11 protein-coding genes are annotated in these 14,450 nt (G+C 42.7%); 6 read left to right on the forward strand and 5 right to left on the reverse strand.

The features are described 5' to 3' along the window. Both lpxA and PSH41_RS15260 read left to right on the forward strand, forming a co-directional pair. Entirely contained in the window at window positions 1–771 is a 771-nt protein-coding gene (gene lpxA / locus PSH41_RS15255) for an acyl-ACP--UDP-N-acetylglucosamine O-acyltransferase (protein ID WP_029773689.1), read from the forward strand. A 136-nt stretch (window positions 772–907) separates the two neighbouring features. Continuing rightward, on the forward strand, window positions 908–1,294 hold the full coding sequence (locus tag PSH41_RS15260; RefSeq protein WP_126007687.1) for a septal ring lytic transglycosylase RlpA family protein: 387 nt from the start codon (window positions 908–910) through the stop codon (window positions 1,292–1,294). 196 nt (window positions 1,295–1,490) lie between these two features. Here PSH41_RS15260 and cydC read toward each other — a convergent pair whose 3' ends face one another. From cydC to PSH41_RS15285, 5 genes are read right to left on the reverse strand one after another with little or no spacing between them, the layout of a single operon-like run. Then, complete coding sequence (gene cydC, locus PSH41_RS15265) at window positions 1,491–3,233, reverse strand: thiol reductant ABC exporter subunit CydC (protein ID WP_273589891.1); 1,743 nt, start codon at window positions 3,231–3,233, stop codon at window positions 1,491–1,493. Continuing rightward, window positions 3,226–4,998 (reverse strand): thiol reductant ABC exporter subunit CydD, encoded by a 1,773-nt coding sequence (gene cydD / locus PSH41_RS15270; protein WP_273589890.1) that lies wholly within the window; start codon window positions 4,996–4,998, stop codon window positions 3,226–3,228. Before cydD ends, cydC begins: the two co-directional genes overlap by 8 nt. Then, window positions 4,988–5,152 carry a cytochrome bd-I oxidase subunit CydX gene (gene cydX / locus PSH41_RS15275; RefSeq protein WP_004586934.1) on the reverse strand — a complete coding sequence of 55 codons (165 nt, stop codon included), beginning with the start codon at window positions 5,150–5,152 and terminating at the stop codon, window positions 4,988–4,990. Before cydX ends, cydD begins: the two co-directional genes overlap by 11 nt. Window positions 5,153–5,164: 12 nt before the next feature. After that, the gene (gene cydB, locus PSH41_RS15280; RefSeq protein WP_024033821.1) at window positions 5,165–6,304 is read right to left on the reverse strand and encodes a cytochrome d ubiquinol oxidase subunit II; all 1,140 of its coding nucleotides are present in this window, start codon (window positions 6,302–6,304) and stop codon (window positions 5,165–5,167) included. Further along, entirely contained in the window at window positions 6,301–7,884 is a 1,584-nt protein-coding gene (locus PSH41_RS15285) for a cytochrome ubiquinol oxidase subunit I (protein WP_273589889.1), read from the reverse strand. The genes cydB and PSH41_RS15285 overlap by 4 nt, the downstream gene beginning before the upstream one ends. A gap of 291 nt (window positions 7,885–8,175) precedes the next feature. Between PSH41_RS15285 and lpxB the strand changes: the two genes are divergently transcribed. The 4 genes from lpxB to accA are packed head-to-tail and all read left to right on the forward strand — an operon-like array spanning window position 8,176 to window position 14,393. Then, window positions 8,176–9,333, forward strand: coding sequence for a lipid-A-disaccharide synthase (lpxB, locus tag PSH41_RS15290; RefSeq protein WP_273589888.1), 1,158 nt, complete (start codon window positions 8,176–8,178; stop codon window positions 9,331–9,333). After that, window positions 9,323–9,925, forward strand: a complete 603-nt coding sequence (gene rnhB / locus PSH41_RS15295; RefSeq protein WP_273589887.1) for a ribonuclease HII — start codon at window positions 9,323–9,325, stop codon at window positions 9,923–9,925. The genes lpxB and rnhB overlap by 11 nt, the downstream gene beginning before the upstream one ends. A gap of 3 nt (window positions 9,926–9,928) precedes the next feature. Next, a complete protein-coding gene (gene dnaE, locus PSH41_RS15300; RefSeq protein WP_054983466.1) occupies window positions 9,929–13,420 on the forward strand; it encodes a DNA polymerase III subunit alpha in 3,492 nt (1,163 codons plus the stop codon). Between the two features lie 16 nt (window positions 13,421–13,436). Continuing rightward, window positions 13,437–14,393, forward strand: a complete 957-nt coding sequence (gene accA, locus PSH41_RS15305; RefSeq protein WP_004586940.1) for an acetyl-CoA carboxylase carboxyl transferase subunit alpha — start codon at window positions 13,437–13,439, stop codon at window positions 14,391–14,393. The last annotated feature ends 57 nt before the right edge of the window (window positions 14,394–14,450 follow it).

The following is a 14,450-nucleotide window of genomic DNA, read 5'->3' on the forward strand; positions in this document are numbered from 1 at the left end:
GTGATCCATTCTACAGCAATAATCGAACCTGGCGCTAAACTAGGCAACAATGTCTCAGTTGGTCCATATAGCTATATTGGCAATGATGTTGTGATCGGTGATGACTGTATTATTGAGTCTCACGTTGTTATTAAAGGGCCATCTACTATTGGTTCTGGCAATCATATTTTTCAATTTGCGTCAGTAGGCGAAGCCTGCCAAGACAAAAAATATAACAACGAACCAACCACTCTTATTATGGGCGATAACAACGTTATACGTGAGTGTGCAACCATTCACCGTGGTACTATTCAAGACCAAGGTGTTACTAAAATTGGTAGCAATAACTTATTTATGGCGTATACCCACGTTGCTCACGATGCCGTAATTGGTAATAACGTTATATTTGCTAATAACGCAAGCGTTGCAGGCCACGTACATGTAGGCGATTGGGTTATTTTAGGTGGTAACTCAGGTGTGCATCAATTTTGTAAAATTGGTGATCACGCATTTATTGGCATGTACTCAGGCGTTAATAAAGACGTACCGCCATTTGTAACCACCATTGGTATGCCAGCAGGCCCTGCAGCGACCAATAAAGAAGGTATGAAGCGTCGTGGCTTTGAAAGCGACGAAATTATGGCTGTACGCCGTGCTTATAAAGCGTTTTATCGTAAGAGCTTAAGTGTAGACGAAGCAATTGCCTCACTAAGTGAAGATGCCGCTAAGTATCCTGCAGTACAAACCATGATTGATTTTGTGAAAAGCTCTGAGCGCGGTATCGTAAGATAAGCGCTTTATGCTTTTAAAAAAACCACCTAAGAGTAATCGACGGTGGTTTTTATTGCCTATAAAATATTTTAATTCAGTACACACTCAGCCACGTAAGGTTAACCTTTGCGCGAATTTTTATAATTAAAGCGCATCTATGTCTTTTACTAAGTTAATTTTTACCCTCAGTTTTTTATCAATTTTAGCTGCGTGTAGCAGCCAACCTCTAGTTACCTCTGCTAATGGCGAGCGAACTCAGTTAGGCAAAGCCTCTTATTACGCTAATAAATACCATGGTCGCACAACAGCAAACGGCGAAACATTTAGCCAAAACGCATCCACTGCTGCGCATTTAGAATTACCCTTTGGTACAAAAGTGAAGGTTACAAACTTGGCAAATAACAAATCGGTGATCGTGAGAATAAACGATAGAGGCCCGTACGTTAGAGGGCGGGTTATTGATTTATCGTTAGGTATGTTTAAAAAAATTGCCGACCCTAAAGTCGGCGTTATAGATGTATCAATCAGCGTTTTAAATGATTAACTTGATCTCTGGATAATATATCTATCTCAAGCAGCTATTTTTAGCGCTAACTGCGTTGAATTTTCTTGCAATAGGCTAGCTATTGACGCGTAAATTCGCCTTGTTTCCACTTAAAATTTCTAGCTAGAGAAAAGCAGGATTAAGTTTCATTAATATTCAGTTGGGTAGTAAATCTCTTAACCAGAGTTCAAGTTATTTAAAACCGAGTCGTTAAGGCAACATAATCGGTATATGTTTCGCTAAGCTCTTTATGAGTGCCTTGCGCTACAAGGCTGCCATTTTCTAGCCAAATAATGTTATCCATTTGCGCTAAAAGAGCAGGGTCGTGGGTAATGGTAAGTACGCTTGCGTTACTCATTACCTGCATAATAGCGCTCATTACCGTTTGCTTAGATTGGTTATCAAGCCCTTCAGTAGGCTCATCAAGTACTAAAATGGCTGGGTTTTGTAATAAAGCTTGCGCAATGGCTATGCGCCTTGATTGGCCCTGAGAAACACTTCTCCCACCTGTGCCTAAACGGGTTTTTAGGCCATCTTGTAGCTCATTAAACCAAGGTTTTAGCTGTGCAAGGTTAATGGCTTCAAGCATTTCTTCTTTTGTGACGCTTGGCTTTGCATAACGTAAGTTTTCACTTAAAGTGCCATCAAAAATATGATGCTGCTGCGCGAGTATATTAATAACGCTTGCGCGGGTGTTGCTGCTTAGTGCGTGGAGTTCTTCTGCGTTATTTTCATCGCTTAGCCTAATACTGCCTTGTTGCACTGGCCATAAACCGGTAAGTAAATTAACCAAGGTGCTTTTACCACTGCCGCTTCTGCCTACAATCGCTACTTTTTGCTGTGCCTTAAGGGTAAAGCTGATATTAATTAAAGCACTGTGCTCCTGGTATTTATAGCCAATGTTATTAAACGCCAAAGTTGTATTGTTTTTATCAAACTGCATCTCAACTAACTCAGCGCTATTAGCTTCTTGCGCTGTGACTTTATCTTCCAGTGTAAATAGTCGCTCAGCGGCTTTGAGTACAGTGGGCAGCTCTATAAATGCATTAGGCAACAGTAATACAGTTTCAAAGCTTGCTAATACAAATAGGCTTAACATAGCAAGCTCAACATTTACCATAGCGCCGCTGTAAACCAAAGGCACAATAGTGACTATGGCGCCAAGCATAGCTAGCTGCACAACCAGCAAACTTAAACCGTCGCTATTTGCGAGTGCTTTATGGCGACTATAAAGTTGTTGGTTATATTGCTCGTTTAGTTCATTACATTTTGAAATTTGCCCAGCACGTGCCTGATAAATACTCAGCTCTCTAAGGCCGGTTAGGGTGTCAGAAAGCTCTGCTCTAAGTTGTGCACTGAGCTGTGTTTCTTTATGGCTATTTTTATTTAATTTAGCACTTAACAGCGCAGGTAAAACAACACCAATTAATAAAATGCCTATAAAACAAATAAGCGCAACATTGGCGTTATAAGCCGCCATAAACACCATAATTATGGGCACACTCAACAGCGCTACCAGCATTGGCAGTAATATGTTTAAGTAAAACTTATCAAGCGCATCCACGTCATTTTGTAAGCGGTTAACTAAATCGGCGCTGCGGCTCATTGCTAAATCTACATTGTTTAGCTTACTTAGCGTGGCAAACATATTAACGCGTATTTCACTAAGCAATAAAAACGTCGCGTTATGTGTTACTAAGCGCTCACCATAGCGTGATGCAGTTCGTACAATCGCTAAAAATCGAATGGTTCCTGCAGGTGTAAAATAATTCATTTGTACGCCTGCGATACCCGCTGCCGCCATTGAGGCTAAAAACCACCCCGATATAGCTAATAAGCCCACGTTTGCAAGTACCGTTAACGTCGCTAAAAAAGTACCCAGTAGCATGGCTTTATAATGGGGGCGGCAAAGCTTTAATAGCCTAATAAAATTAGTCATTGTTTGCTCCTTGCGCTTGTAAATTAAGGAGTGATTTAAATGCGCCTTGTTGCTGCTCAAGTTGGCTGTAAGTACCTTGCTGTGCTATTTCGCCATTTTGCATAACAAGGATATTGCTTGCGTTTTTCACCGTATTTAGGCGGTGGGCAATGACCAACACTAAGTGGTTTTTAGCGTAATTATTTATAGCCTGCTGAATAAGCTGCTCGGTTTGGCTATCAAGGTGGGCTGTCGGTTCGTCAAGCACTAAAATAGGCGCTTGTTTTAAAAACGCCCGTGCAAGGGCTATACGCTGCTTTTGACCGCCAGAGAGTCCTTCACCTTGCTCACCTATCAGGGTGTCGAACCCATTCTCTAACGTGTTTATAAAATCTAAGGCGCCCGCTTGGTGTGCCGCTTGCTCAAGCTCTAGTTGCGTAGCGGCTGGCTTAGCTATTTTTATGTTATCGCTAATGCTTTGATAAAAAAGCGTTGGGGTTTGGGGGATCCACGCAATTGCGTTTTGTAATGTACTCATGCTTGTAGCATCAAGTGGTTTATTATTAATGCTTATTTGTTCAATCACCTGCGGATGAAACCCTAATAAACAATCAAATAAAGTACTTTTACCTGAGCCACTAGCTCCTACTACAGCCACTAACCCTTTAGCGGGTAGCGTAAGGTTTATATTTTTTATGCCTTCGTTACTGTTTGGGTAGGTAAAGTTTAAGTTGTTTATGTTTATTGAGCTTATATGCTCCTCAAATTTTGCTTCATGTTGCTGTGACTGCTCAGGAAGTGGGGCATTTAAAATAGTGACCATATCGGCCGCAGCGCTTATACCTTGCAAGCGGGCATGGTAGTGGCTGCCTAATTGGCGCAGTGGTAAGTAAAATTCTGGGGCAAGTAGTAAAACAACAAATCCGGTTGCAAAATCAAGCGTGCCAAAAAACAGTCTAAAACCAATAATTACCGCTACCAGTGCCACACTAATTGTGGCTAAAAATTCCAACGCAAATGATGATAAAAAGGCAATTTTTAAAACACCGAGTGTAGCGTGCCTAAAGTCATCAGAAATTTTGGCTATTTGTTTTAGCTCTTTTTGCGTTGCGTTAAACAATTTAAGTTGTGTTAAACCTTGTACGCGGTCAAAAAAGTAATTACCTAGTACGGCCAGTTGCTGCCATCTTTTTTGATTTAACGCCTCGGCCTTTGAGCCCACCAAAATCATAAAAAACGGAATAAGCGGGGCGGTTAATAAAAATATTAGGCCTGCTTTATAGTCGGTTGGAAAAATAACCACCAATATTGCCAGTGGAATAAGCGCGCTATAAGCAACGCCGGGCAAGTATTTAGCGTAGTAGTCGTGCAGTGCTTCAACACCATCGTGCACGGTGTTAAGCGTTGCTCCTTGGCCGTGTTGTTCAATATAACTTGGGCCAAGTTGCGTTAATTTAGTTAATAAGGTTTGGCGCATAGCCGACTTTATTTTAAGTGCCGCATAAGCACTGAGCCTTTCACTGATAGCTAAAAACAGGGCTCTGAGTAAAATAATACCCGCAAGTGGCCAAAGTAAGTGGGTTACTTGGTTAAGGCTTGCACCTTCAAACATTACGTTATGAATAGTTTGTGCCAGTAAATAGGCACCTGCAATCATTAAAATAGCGTTAAATGTGCCCAGTGCAATACTTAACTTTAACCATGCACCCGCAGGCTTACTTTGTCGCTTTAAAAAAGCGCGCAGAGATTGCTGCTGCGCGCGATTTGGTCGGGGATTAGTCGTCATCTTTTGTGTTGTTAGCTTCGTTTAGTAAATCGTGCATCGGTTGTTCATCATCAGCTATGCTGTTTTTATTTTGATGGAACTCGTACCACATTACATTTATAACACCTAAGGTACAGGCTAAAAGTACACCTAAAATCCAAGCGAAATACCACATAATTTAGTCTCCTTAGTAGCTACCGTGCGTGTTGTTTTCAATTTCGTCTACCGTTACTCTGCGCCACATTTTTACATAACACCAGGTGGTGTAGGCCAAAATTAACGGAATAAATATAACAACAGCAACAAACATAATATTAAGCGTTCTATGGCTCGACACCGCATCCCAAATAGTTAAGCTAATATCTGGGTTATTAACAGATGGCATAATAAATGGGAACAGCGACACACCCGCCGTCATAATAACGCCAATTAACATGATACTGGTTGAAATAAGCCCAAGCGCTGGCTTGTTTAGTTTAGAGAACAGTAAAGCACTGAGTGCCATAACAAAGCCTAAAATAGGGAAGGTCATTGTCCATGGGCGCTCGCTGTAATTATTAAGCCACGCACCTTGCGCTGTGCTTACAACTTTTGCCAACGGATCTGCATGGCTTTGCGTATCAGGCATAGAAACAATTTGGTAGCCATTTATGTTTGCTACCCAAAAACCCGCAGCCGCAAACAGTACAATAAATACCACTAATGCGTAGCGGCCATATTGCGCTGAGCGCTCTGCAACGGCATCTGCTGTGCGCAGTTGTAGCCACATGCCTGCATGGGCAATTAACATAGTGATACTAATTAAACCTGCCAGTAGGCCAAATGGGTTGAGTAAGCCAAAAAACGAGCCTTGGTAACTTACACGCAGTAAGTTATCAATGTTAAATGGTACACCTAAAAATAAGTTACCAAATGCCACACCAAATACTAAAGCCGGAATGGCGCTGCCTGCAAATAAGCCCCAATCCCAGTTATTACGCCAGCGTTTAGAGTCTATTTTTGAGCGGTAATCAAAACCTAAAGGTCTAAAAAATAACGCAAACAATACCAGCATCATGGCAAAGTAAAAGCCCGAAAATGCAGCGGCATACACCATAGGCCACGCTGCAAATAAAGCGCCGCCAGCGGTAATAAACCATACTTGGTTACCGTCCCAGTGGGCGCCAATGGTGTTTATTACCGTGCGGCGCTCTGAGTCTGTTTTACCAACTAGGCGAAGCAGCATCGCTACGCCCATATCCATGCCATCGGTAATTGCAAAGCCTATTAGCAGTACGCCAATGAGCAACCACCACAGCATTTTTAATGTTTCATAATCAAAAATCATAATTGCTCTCCTGCGTCTTTATCTGCTTTGTTTGGTAACTCAAAGTGATACTTACCTGTATGTAACGAGCTTGGGCCTTGTTTAATAAAGCGCACCATTAACCAACCTTCTACAATGGCAAGGCCAGTGTAAAAAATAATAAACCCAGTTAAGCTAATTAAAATATCGTTTACCGTCAGTGACGAGGTCGCTAAAAAGGTCGGTAATATTTCTGATATAGCCCAAGGCTGGCGACCATATTCAGCAACGATCCAACCAAACTCTATTGCAATCCATGGTAGTGGAATACTTAATACTGCAGCCCACAGTAGCCAACGTTTTTGCTCAATAATACGGTGTGCGTTGTAATAAAATGCCAATACAAATACGGCCAGCATAACTACACCACAGGCCACCATTATTCTAAATGACCAAAACATAGGCCCCACTTTAGGGAACGAGTCTTTAACTGCCATTTGAATGTGCTCTTCTGTGGCATCTACCACATTGGGGGTATAGCGCTTAAGCAGCAAGCCATAACCTAAATCGGCTTTAAGAGAGTCAAATTTAGCTATGTTTTCTTCGCTGTCATCGCCATTTCTTAGTTTTTGGAGGTATTCGTACGCTATCATCCCGTTACGAATGCGTACCTCGTGTTTTTTCTCTAAATCAGAAATACCAATAACTTGCTCATCTAAAGAGCGGGTAGCAATAATACCCAATGCGTAAGGTATTTTTACTGCTGCATGAGTTACCTGCTCATCTGAGTCAGGAAAACCAAGCGCGGTAAACGCAGCAGGTGCTTCTTCGGTGTGCCACTCAGCTTCTATTGTTGCTAGTTTTACTTTTTGAACTTCGCCTACCTCGTAGCCTGATTCGTCACCTAATAAAATGACACACAGTATAGATGCTAAACCAAAGCCCGATGCCACCGAGAACGAGCGCTTAGCAAAGGCTAAATCGCGACCTTTCAATATGTACCAACTACTAATGCCCAGTACAAACATAGAAGCGGCTACGTAACCTGCCGATACCGTATGAATAAACTTAACCTGCGCCACTGGGTTAAATACAAGCTCTGCAAAGCTGGTCATTTCCATGCGCATGGTTTGATAGTTAAACTCTGCCCCTACCGGATTTTGCATCCACCCGTTAGCAATTAATATCCACAGCGCCGACATATTAGTACCTAGCGCCATTAAAAATGTAGCGCCCAAATGTTGGCGTTTAGTTAACCTATCCCAGCCTAAAAAGAACATACCCACAAAGGTCGACTCTAAAAAGAATGCCATTAAGCCTTCAATAGCGAGCGGGGCGCCAAATACATCGCCTACGTAATGCGAGTAATAAGACCAGTTAGTACCAAACTCAAACTCCATGGTCAGGCCCGTTGCCACCCCAATGGCAAAGTTAATACCAAACAATTTTCCCCAAAACTTAGTCATATCACGATAAATTTCGCGACCGGTCATAACATAAACCGATTCCATAATAACTAAAATCCAGGTCATACCTATGGTTAAAGGTACGAATAAGAAATGGAAGAGTGCGGTAACAGCAAACTGCAATCGCGATAGATCCACAAAGGTTTCATCTATCATTTTTGGCTCCTTGAGGGTGACGGGTTAACAAGGCAATTAATAATTGGCAAAGTTAAAATTAATGAACTTTCAGTAATTACTGAAAGTTTGGAATATTATTTACGTTTGCACAATTTTTGTCAATAAACATATTAGAAAAAGTTAATATATATTCACCATGCTACATCAGTATGAAATACAAACAATCGTTTGGTGCTAAATTAGTTACAAATAATCGTTAATTTAAAGCGTTTAACCAAACATTAAAACACGGTAAACTAACCGCTATGAACGCCTGATAAATAAAGTCGAATGAATAAAGAGAAAAAACAACTACGTATTGGTATTGTGGCAGGTGAGCTGTCGGGCGATATTTTAGGCGAAGGCTTAATTAAAGCACTTAAAACGCACTTTCCAGATGCCATATTTGAAGGCATTGCAGGGCCAAAAATGCAGGCGCAAGGCTGTAAAACGCTTTACGATATGGACGAGCTCTCGGTAATGGGGCTGGTTGAAGTATTAGGGCGTTTGCCGCGTTTACTTAAAATACGTAAGCAGCTGGTGCAGCACTTTAAAGATAACCCACCCGATGTATTTATTGGTATTGATGCGCCCGATTTTAACCTACGCGTAGAAAAGCCTTTAAAAGATGCCGGTATTAAAACCATTCAATACGTAAGCCCGTCGGTTTGGGCGTGGCGCGAAAAACGCATTCATACCATTAGTGCTGCCACAAATTTAGTGCTTGCTTTGCTGCCGTTTGAAAAAGAATTTTACGATAAGCACCAAGTACCGTGTACATTTGTAGGGCACACCTTAGCTGACGATATAGCGCTTGAGCACGACGATAGCCAAGCCCGCCAAGAACTTGGCCTAAATACCGACGACAAAGTACTGGCTTTACTGCCAGGTAGCCGTGGTTCAGAAGTAGGCTTGCTCAGCGAAACCTATATAAATACAGCTGCGCAGTTACAAGCGCAAAACCCAGAGCTTAAAATAGTGGTGCCGCTGGTTAACGAAAAACGCAAAGCGCAATTTAGTGAAATTTTAAATGCCACTGCACCAAATTTAAATGTAAACCTACTCGATGGTCAGTCAAAACTAGCCATGCAAGCAGCCGATGCCATTTTACTTGCATCAGGCACAGCAACGCTCGAAGGCATGCTGTATAAAAAGCCTATGGTTGTAGGTTATAAAATTAAGCCAATGAGTTATTGGATTTTTAAAACCTTGTTTACCTTTAACATTAAATATTTTTCACTGCCAAACTTATTAGCCGATGAAGAACTCGTGCCGGAGTTTTTACAAAGTGAATGTAACGTGGCTAATTTAACGGGCGCACTTACGCCTATGCTAAATACCGATAATAAAGAACTAAAAGCACGCTTTTTAGCCATCCACGAAAAAATTAGATTAAATGCCAGCAAACAAGCAGCTAATGCTGTGGCGGAGTTAATAAATGCAAATTGAACGACCCAACGTAACCTTAATTGCCGGTGTAGATGAAGTAGGGCGTGGCCCGCTTGTCGGCGATGTTGTTACCGCTTCGGTAATACTTGACCCAGCGAATCCTATTGCAGGTTTAGCTGACTCTAAAAAGCTAACCGACAAAAAGCGCCAAGCACTGGCTATAGAAATAAAACAAAAAGCGCTGTGTTATGCCATTGGTCGTTGTAGCCCAACAGAAATTGACGAATTAAACATTTTGCATGCAACTATGCTTGCAATGACGCGTGCAGTTGAGGGGTTAAGTACACAACCAGAGTTTGTATTTGTAGATGGTAACCGCTTACCTAAATTAGCTATGCCGGCTCAAGCAGTTGTTAAAGGCGACAGTTTAGTGGCTGAAATTTCAGCAGCCTCTATTTTAGCCAAAGTAGCGCGTGATGATGAAATGCTTGAGCTTGATACACGCTACCCGCAATACGGGTTTGCAGGGCACAAGGGGTATCCAACTAAAGCACATTTTGCAGCGCTTGAGCAATACGGCGCTATTGATGAGCACCGTAAAAGCTTTAAGCCGGTACAACGTGTGCTAATGCAAGCAAAGGGCGAGGCATAAATAATGGCCGCTCCAGATTTTGTACATTTACGGGTTCACTCAGACTTTTCGATGGTCGATGGCTTAGCTAAAACCAAGCCTATTGTTGCTAAAGCGCAAGAGCTTGAAATGCCCGCGCTGGCAATTACCGATCAAATGAACTTTTGTGGTTTAGTGCGTTTTTATGGCGCAACCCACAGTGCCGGTATTAAACCCATAGTGGGAGCCGATTTTTGGTTGCGCAGCCCAGAGTTTCCAGATGAGCCAAGCCGTATTACGTTGCTAGCTAAAAACAACGACGGTTATAAAAACATTACCTTATTAATATCTGAAGCTTACCAACGCGGGCATATATTTCATCGCCCGGTGATTGACCGAGAATGGCTAGTTAAGCACAAAGAAGGGCTTATTATTCTCTCAGGCGCAAAAGATGGTGATTTAGGTAAAGCGTTATTAAAAAATAACCCAGGCGTTATTGAATCTGTAGTGAGCTTTTATAAGCAGCATTTTAGCGATCATTACTATTTAGAGCTTATTCGCACCGACCGCCCGCTTGAAGAAGACTACCTGCATATGGCGGTAGAGCTTGCAGCTAAAGAGCAACTGCCCGTTGTTGCCACAAACGAAGTGGTTTTTTTAAAGCCCGAAAATTTTGAAGCGCACGAAATTCGTGTGGCTATTTTTGACGGTTATACCCTTGATGATAAACGCCGCCCTAAACGATTCTCACAAGAGCAATACCTAAAAACGCCTGAGCAAATGGCAGAGCTATTTAGCGATATTCCTGAAGCGCTGCAAAATACCGTAGAAATAGCCAAACGCTGTAACGTAACGGTGCAACTAGGCACTTACTTTTTGCCTGATTACCCAACAGGCTCGTTAAAAATTGAAGACTTTTTAGTTAAGGTTTCAGAAGATGGCCTTGAAGAGCGCCTGCAGTTTTTATTCCCCGATGAACAAGAGCGACAAGAAAAACGAGGCGAATACGACGAGCGCTTAAAAGTAGAGCTTGGTGTAATTAACCAAATGGGTTTTCCAGGCTACTTCTTAATCGTAATGGAGTTTATTCAGTGGAGTAAAGATAACAATATTCCAGTGGGGCCAGGGCGTGGTTCGGGTGCGGGTTCATTAGTGGCGTATGCCCTAAAAATTACCGACCTTGATCCGCTTGAATTTGACCTACTCTTTGAGCGATTCCTAAACCCTGAACGTGTATCAATGCCCGATTTCGATGTCGATTTTTGTATGGACAGGCGTGATGAGGTAATTGACCATGTATCGGCATTGTATGGGCGGGACGCGGTATCACAAATTATTACCTTTGGTACCATGGCTGCAAAAGCGGTAATACGCGATGTAGGCCGTGTACTTGGCCACCCTTATGGTTTTGTCGATCGAATTTCTAAGCTGATCCCAGGGGATCCCGGCATGACGCTTGCCAAAGCGTTTGAGGTTGAGCCGCGTTTACAAGAAGCCTACGATGGCGACTCAGAGGTAAAAGATTTAATCGATATGTGTCGCATCCTAGAAGGGTGTACACGTAATGCCGGTAAACACGCCGGTGGTGTTGTAATATCGCCGACGACCATTACCGACTTTGCTGCACTTTATTGCGATGACGAAGGTAAGTTTCCGGTAACACAGTTTGATAAAAATGATGTAGAAACCGCAGGCCTTGTTAAGTTCGATTTCTTGGGTTTACGTACCTTGACCATTTTGCAGTGGGCTGTGGATATGACCAACGAGCGCATGAAGCGCGAAGGCAAAGCGCCCGTTGATATAAATACCATTCCACTGGATGATAAAAAAAGTATAGAGCTATTACTGCGCGCCGAAACAACCGCGGTATTCCAGCTCGAATCGCGCGGCATGAAAGACCTCGTACGTCGATTAAAGCCCGATTGCTTTGAAGATATGATTGCTTTGGTAGCCTTGTTTCGCCCAGGCCCACTGCAATCAGGCATGGTAGATAACTTCATCGACCGTAAGCTTGGCCGAGAAGAAATTTCATACCCAGATGCCCAATACCAACACGAAAGCTTAAAGCCCATTCTTGAGCCTACTTACGGCATTATTTTGTACCAAGAACAAGTAATGCAAATTGCCCAAGTACTAGCAGGCTATACGCTTGGTGGCGCCGACATGCTACGTCGTGCAATGGGTAAGAAAAAACCCGAAGAAATGGCCAAACAGCGTTCAACCTTTGAAGAAGGCGCACGCAATAATGGTATAGACGGCGAACTGGCGATTAAAATTTTCGACCTGGTAGAAAAATTCGCAGGCTATGGTTTTAATAAATCTCACTCGGCAGCGTATGCACTGGTTTCGTACCAAACGCTGTGGATGAAAACGCACCATCCGGCAGAATTTATGGCTGCGGTAATGTCGGCCGATATGGATAACACCGACAAAATAGTAATCTTGGTGGATGAATGTGAAAACATGAAGCTCACCTTATTACCGCCTGATGTAAACGCCGGAGAATTTAAGTTTACGGTAAACCTGCAAGGTGAAATTGTTTACGGTATTGGTGCTATTAAAGGTGTAGGTGAAGCGCCGGTAGAGGCCATTTTAGAAGCGCGCGCAAAAGGCGGCCCATTTAAAGATTTATTTGATTTTTGTGCCCGTGTAGATTTAAAACGCTTAAATAAACGTGTAACCGAAAAATTAATTTACGCCGGTGCACTTGATCAACTCGGGCCAGAGAAAACCCAAGCAGGGCGTGCAACATTACTGGCAAGTTTAAAAGATGCCATGCGCGCTGCCGATCAGCACAACAAAGCTGAGCAACTTGGGCAAAGCGATTTATTTGGCTTACTGGCCACCGAGCCTGATGAAGTTGAGCAAGCCTTTATTAAAGCCACGCCGCTTACCGATAACCAATGGCTTGATGGCGAAAAAGACACGCTAGGCCTTTATTTAACAGGGCATCCGATAAATCAGTATCGCCGCGAACTTAGACATTACACCAGCGGCAAGCTGGTGGATTTACAGCCAACAAATCGTGATGTACTCTCTACGGCGGCGGGTTTAGTTATTTCAGCGCGGACATTAATTAATAAAAAAGGAAATCGTTGGGGCTTAATAACTTTAGATGACAAGAGCGCCCGTATTGATGTACGCTTGTTTCCTGAACAGTTCGAAATGTACCAAGAAATGCTTCAAGTAAACAATATCTTGGTAATATCTGGACAGGTCAGCTTTGATAACTTCTCCGGTGGTATTACAATGACCGCCAGAGAAATAAACACCATTGCTCAAGCGCGTGAAAAACGCATTAAAGCGATTAAAATGACGCTGAACATGGTGCAAATCGAGGCAGGTTTCTTCGATAAATTACAAAAAGTACTCGAACCTTATAAAATGGGAACGTGTCCGATCAAGGTTTATTACCAGCGCCCCGATGCGTTGGCTCAATTAACCCTAGGGATCGAATGGTGTGTTACGCCGAGCGACGACTTAATTCATAAGTTATCACTCATGGCGGCACAAGATGTAGAACTAGAATTTAACTGATTAGGTAGTTTAGAGCATGAGCCTCAATTATCTTGATTTTGAGCTTCCGATTGCAGAATTAGAAGCAAAAATTGAAGAATTACAAAGCATAAGCCGCGCTGGCGAATTAGACCTTGAGTTAGAAGAGGAAGTCAGCAAATTAAAAGAAAAAAGCGCTAAGCAAAAAGAGGAAATATTCTCAAATTTAGGCGCTTGGCAAGTATCGCAGTTAGCGCGTCATCCGTTGCGTCCTTACACTCGAGATTATATCGAGCGCATTTTCACGGAATTTGACGAGTTTGCAGGCGATCGTACTTTTGCTAACGATCCGGCTATTTTAGGCGGTGTTGCACGTTTAGATGGCGAACCAGTAATGGTGATTGGTCAGCAAAAAGGGCGCGATACAGCTGAAAAAATTAAACGTAACTTTGGTATGCCAAAACCAGAAGGCTACCGCAAAGCGCTACGTTTAATGGAAATGGCCGAGCGTTTTAAAATGCCAATTATGACCTTTATCGACACGCCAGGGGCATACCCAGGTGTGGGCGCTGAAGAGCGCGGTCAGTCTGAGGCAATTGCACGTAACCTAAAAGTAATGGCGGCACTTAAAGTACCCACAATTTGTACGGTTATTGGCGAAGGCGGCTCTGGTGGTGCATTAGCCATTGGTGTTGGCGACAGAGTTAACATGTTGCAATACAGCACGTACTCAGTAATTTCGCCAGAAGGCTGTGCTTCAATTTTATGGAAAAGCGCCGATAAAGCACCACTTGCCGCAGAGGCAATGGGTGTAACTGCAGAGCGCGTTAAAGAGCTTGATTTAATTAATAACTTAGTTGAAGAGCCTTTAGGCGGCGCACACCGCAATTACGATGCAATGGCACGTAACTTAAAAACACGTTTAAAACGTGACCTTGCTGACTTACAAGCGCTATCGCTTGAAGACATGCTAGATCAACGCTACAAACGTTTAATGTCGTTTGGTTACTGCTAATTAGCTAACCAACGCATTTATTGTTAAAAAAGGCCGCTTATGCGGCTTTTTTGTTTT

Origin of the sequence: Pseudoalteromonas sp. CST2 (genome assembly GCF_028599385.1) — a bacterium.
Taxonomy (GTDB): Bacteria; Pseudomonadota; Gammaproteobacteria; order Enterobacterales; family Alteromonadaceae; genus Pseudoalteromonas; species Pseudoalteromonas atlantica.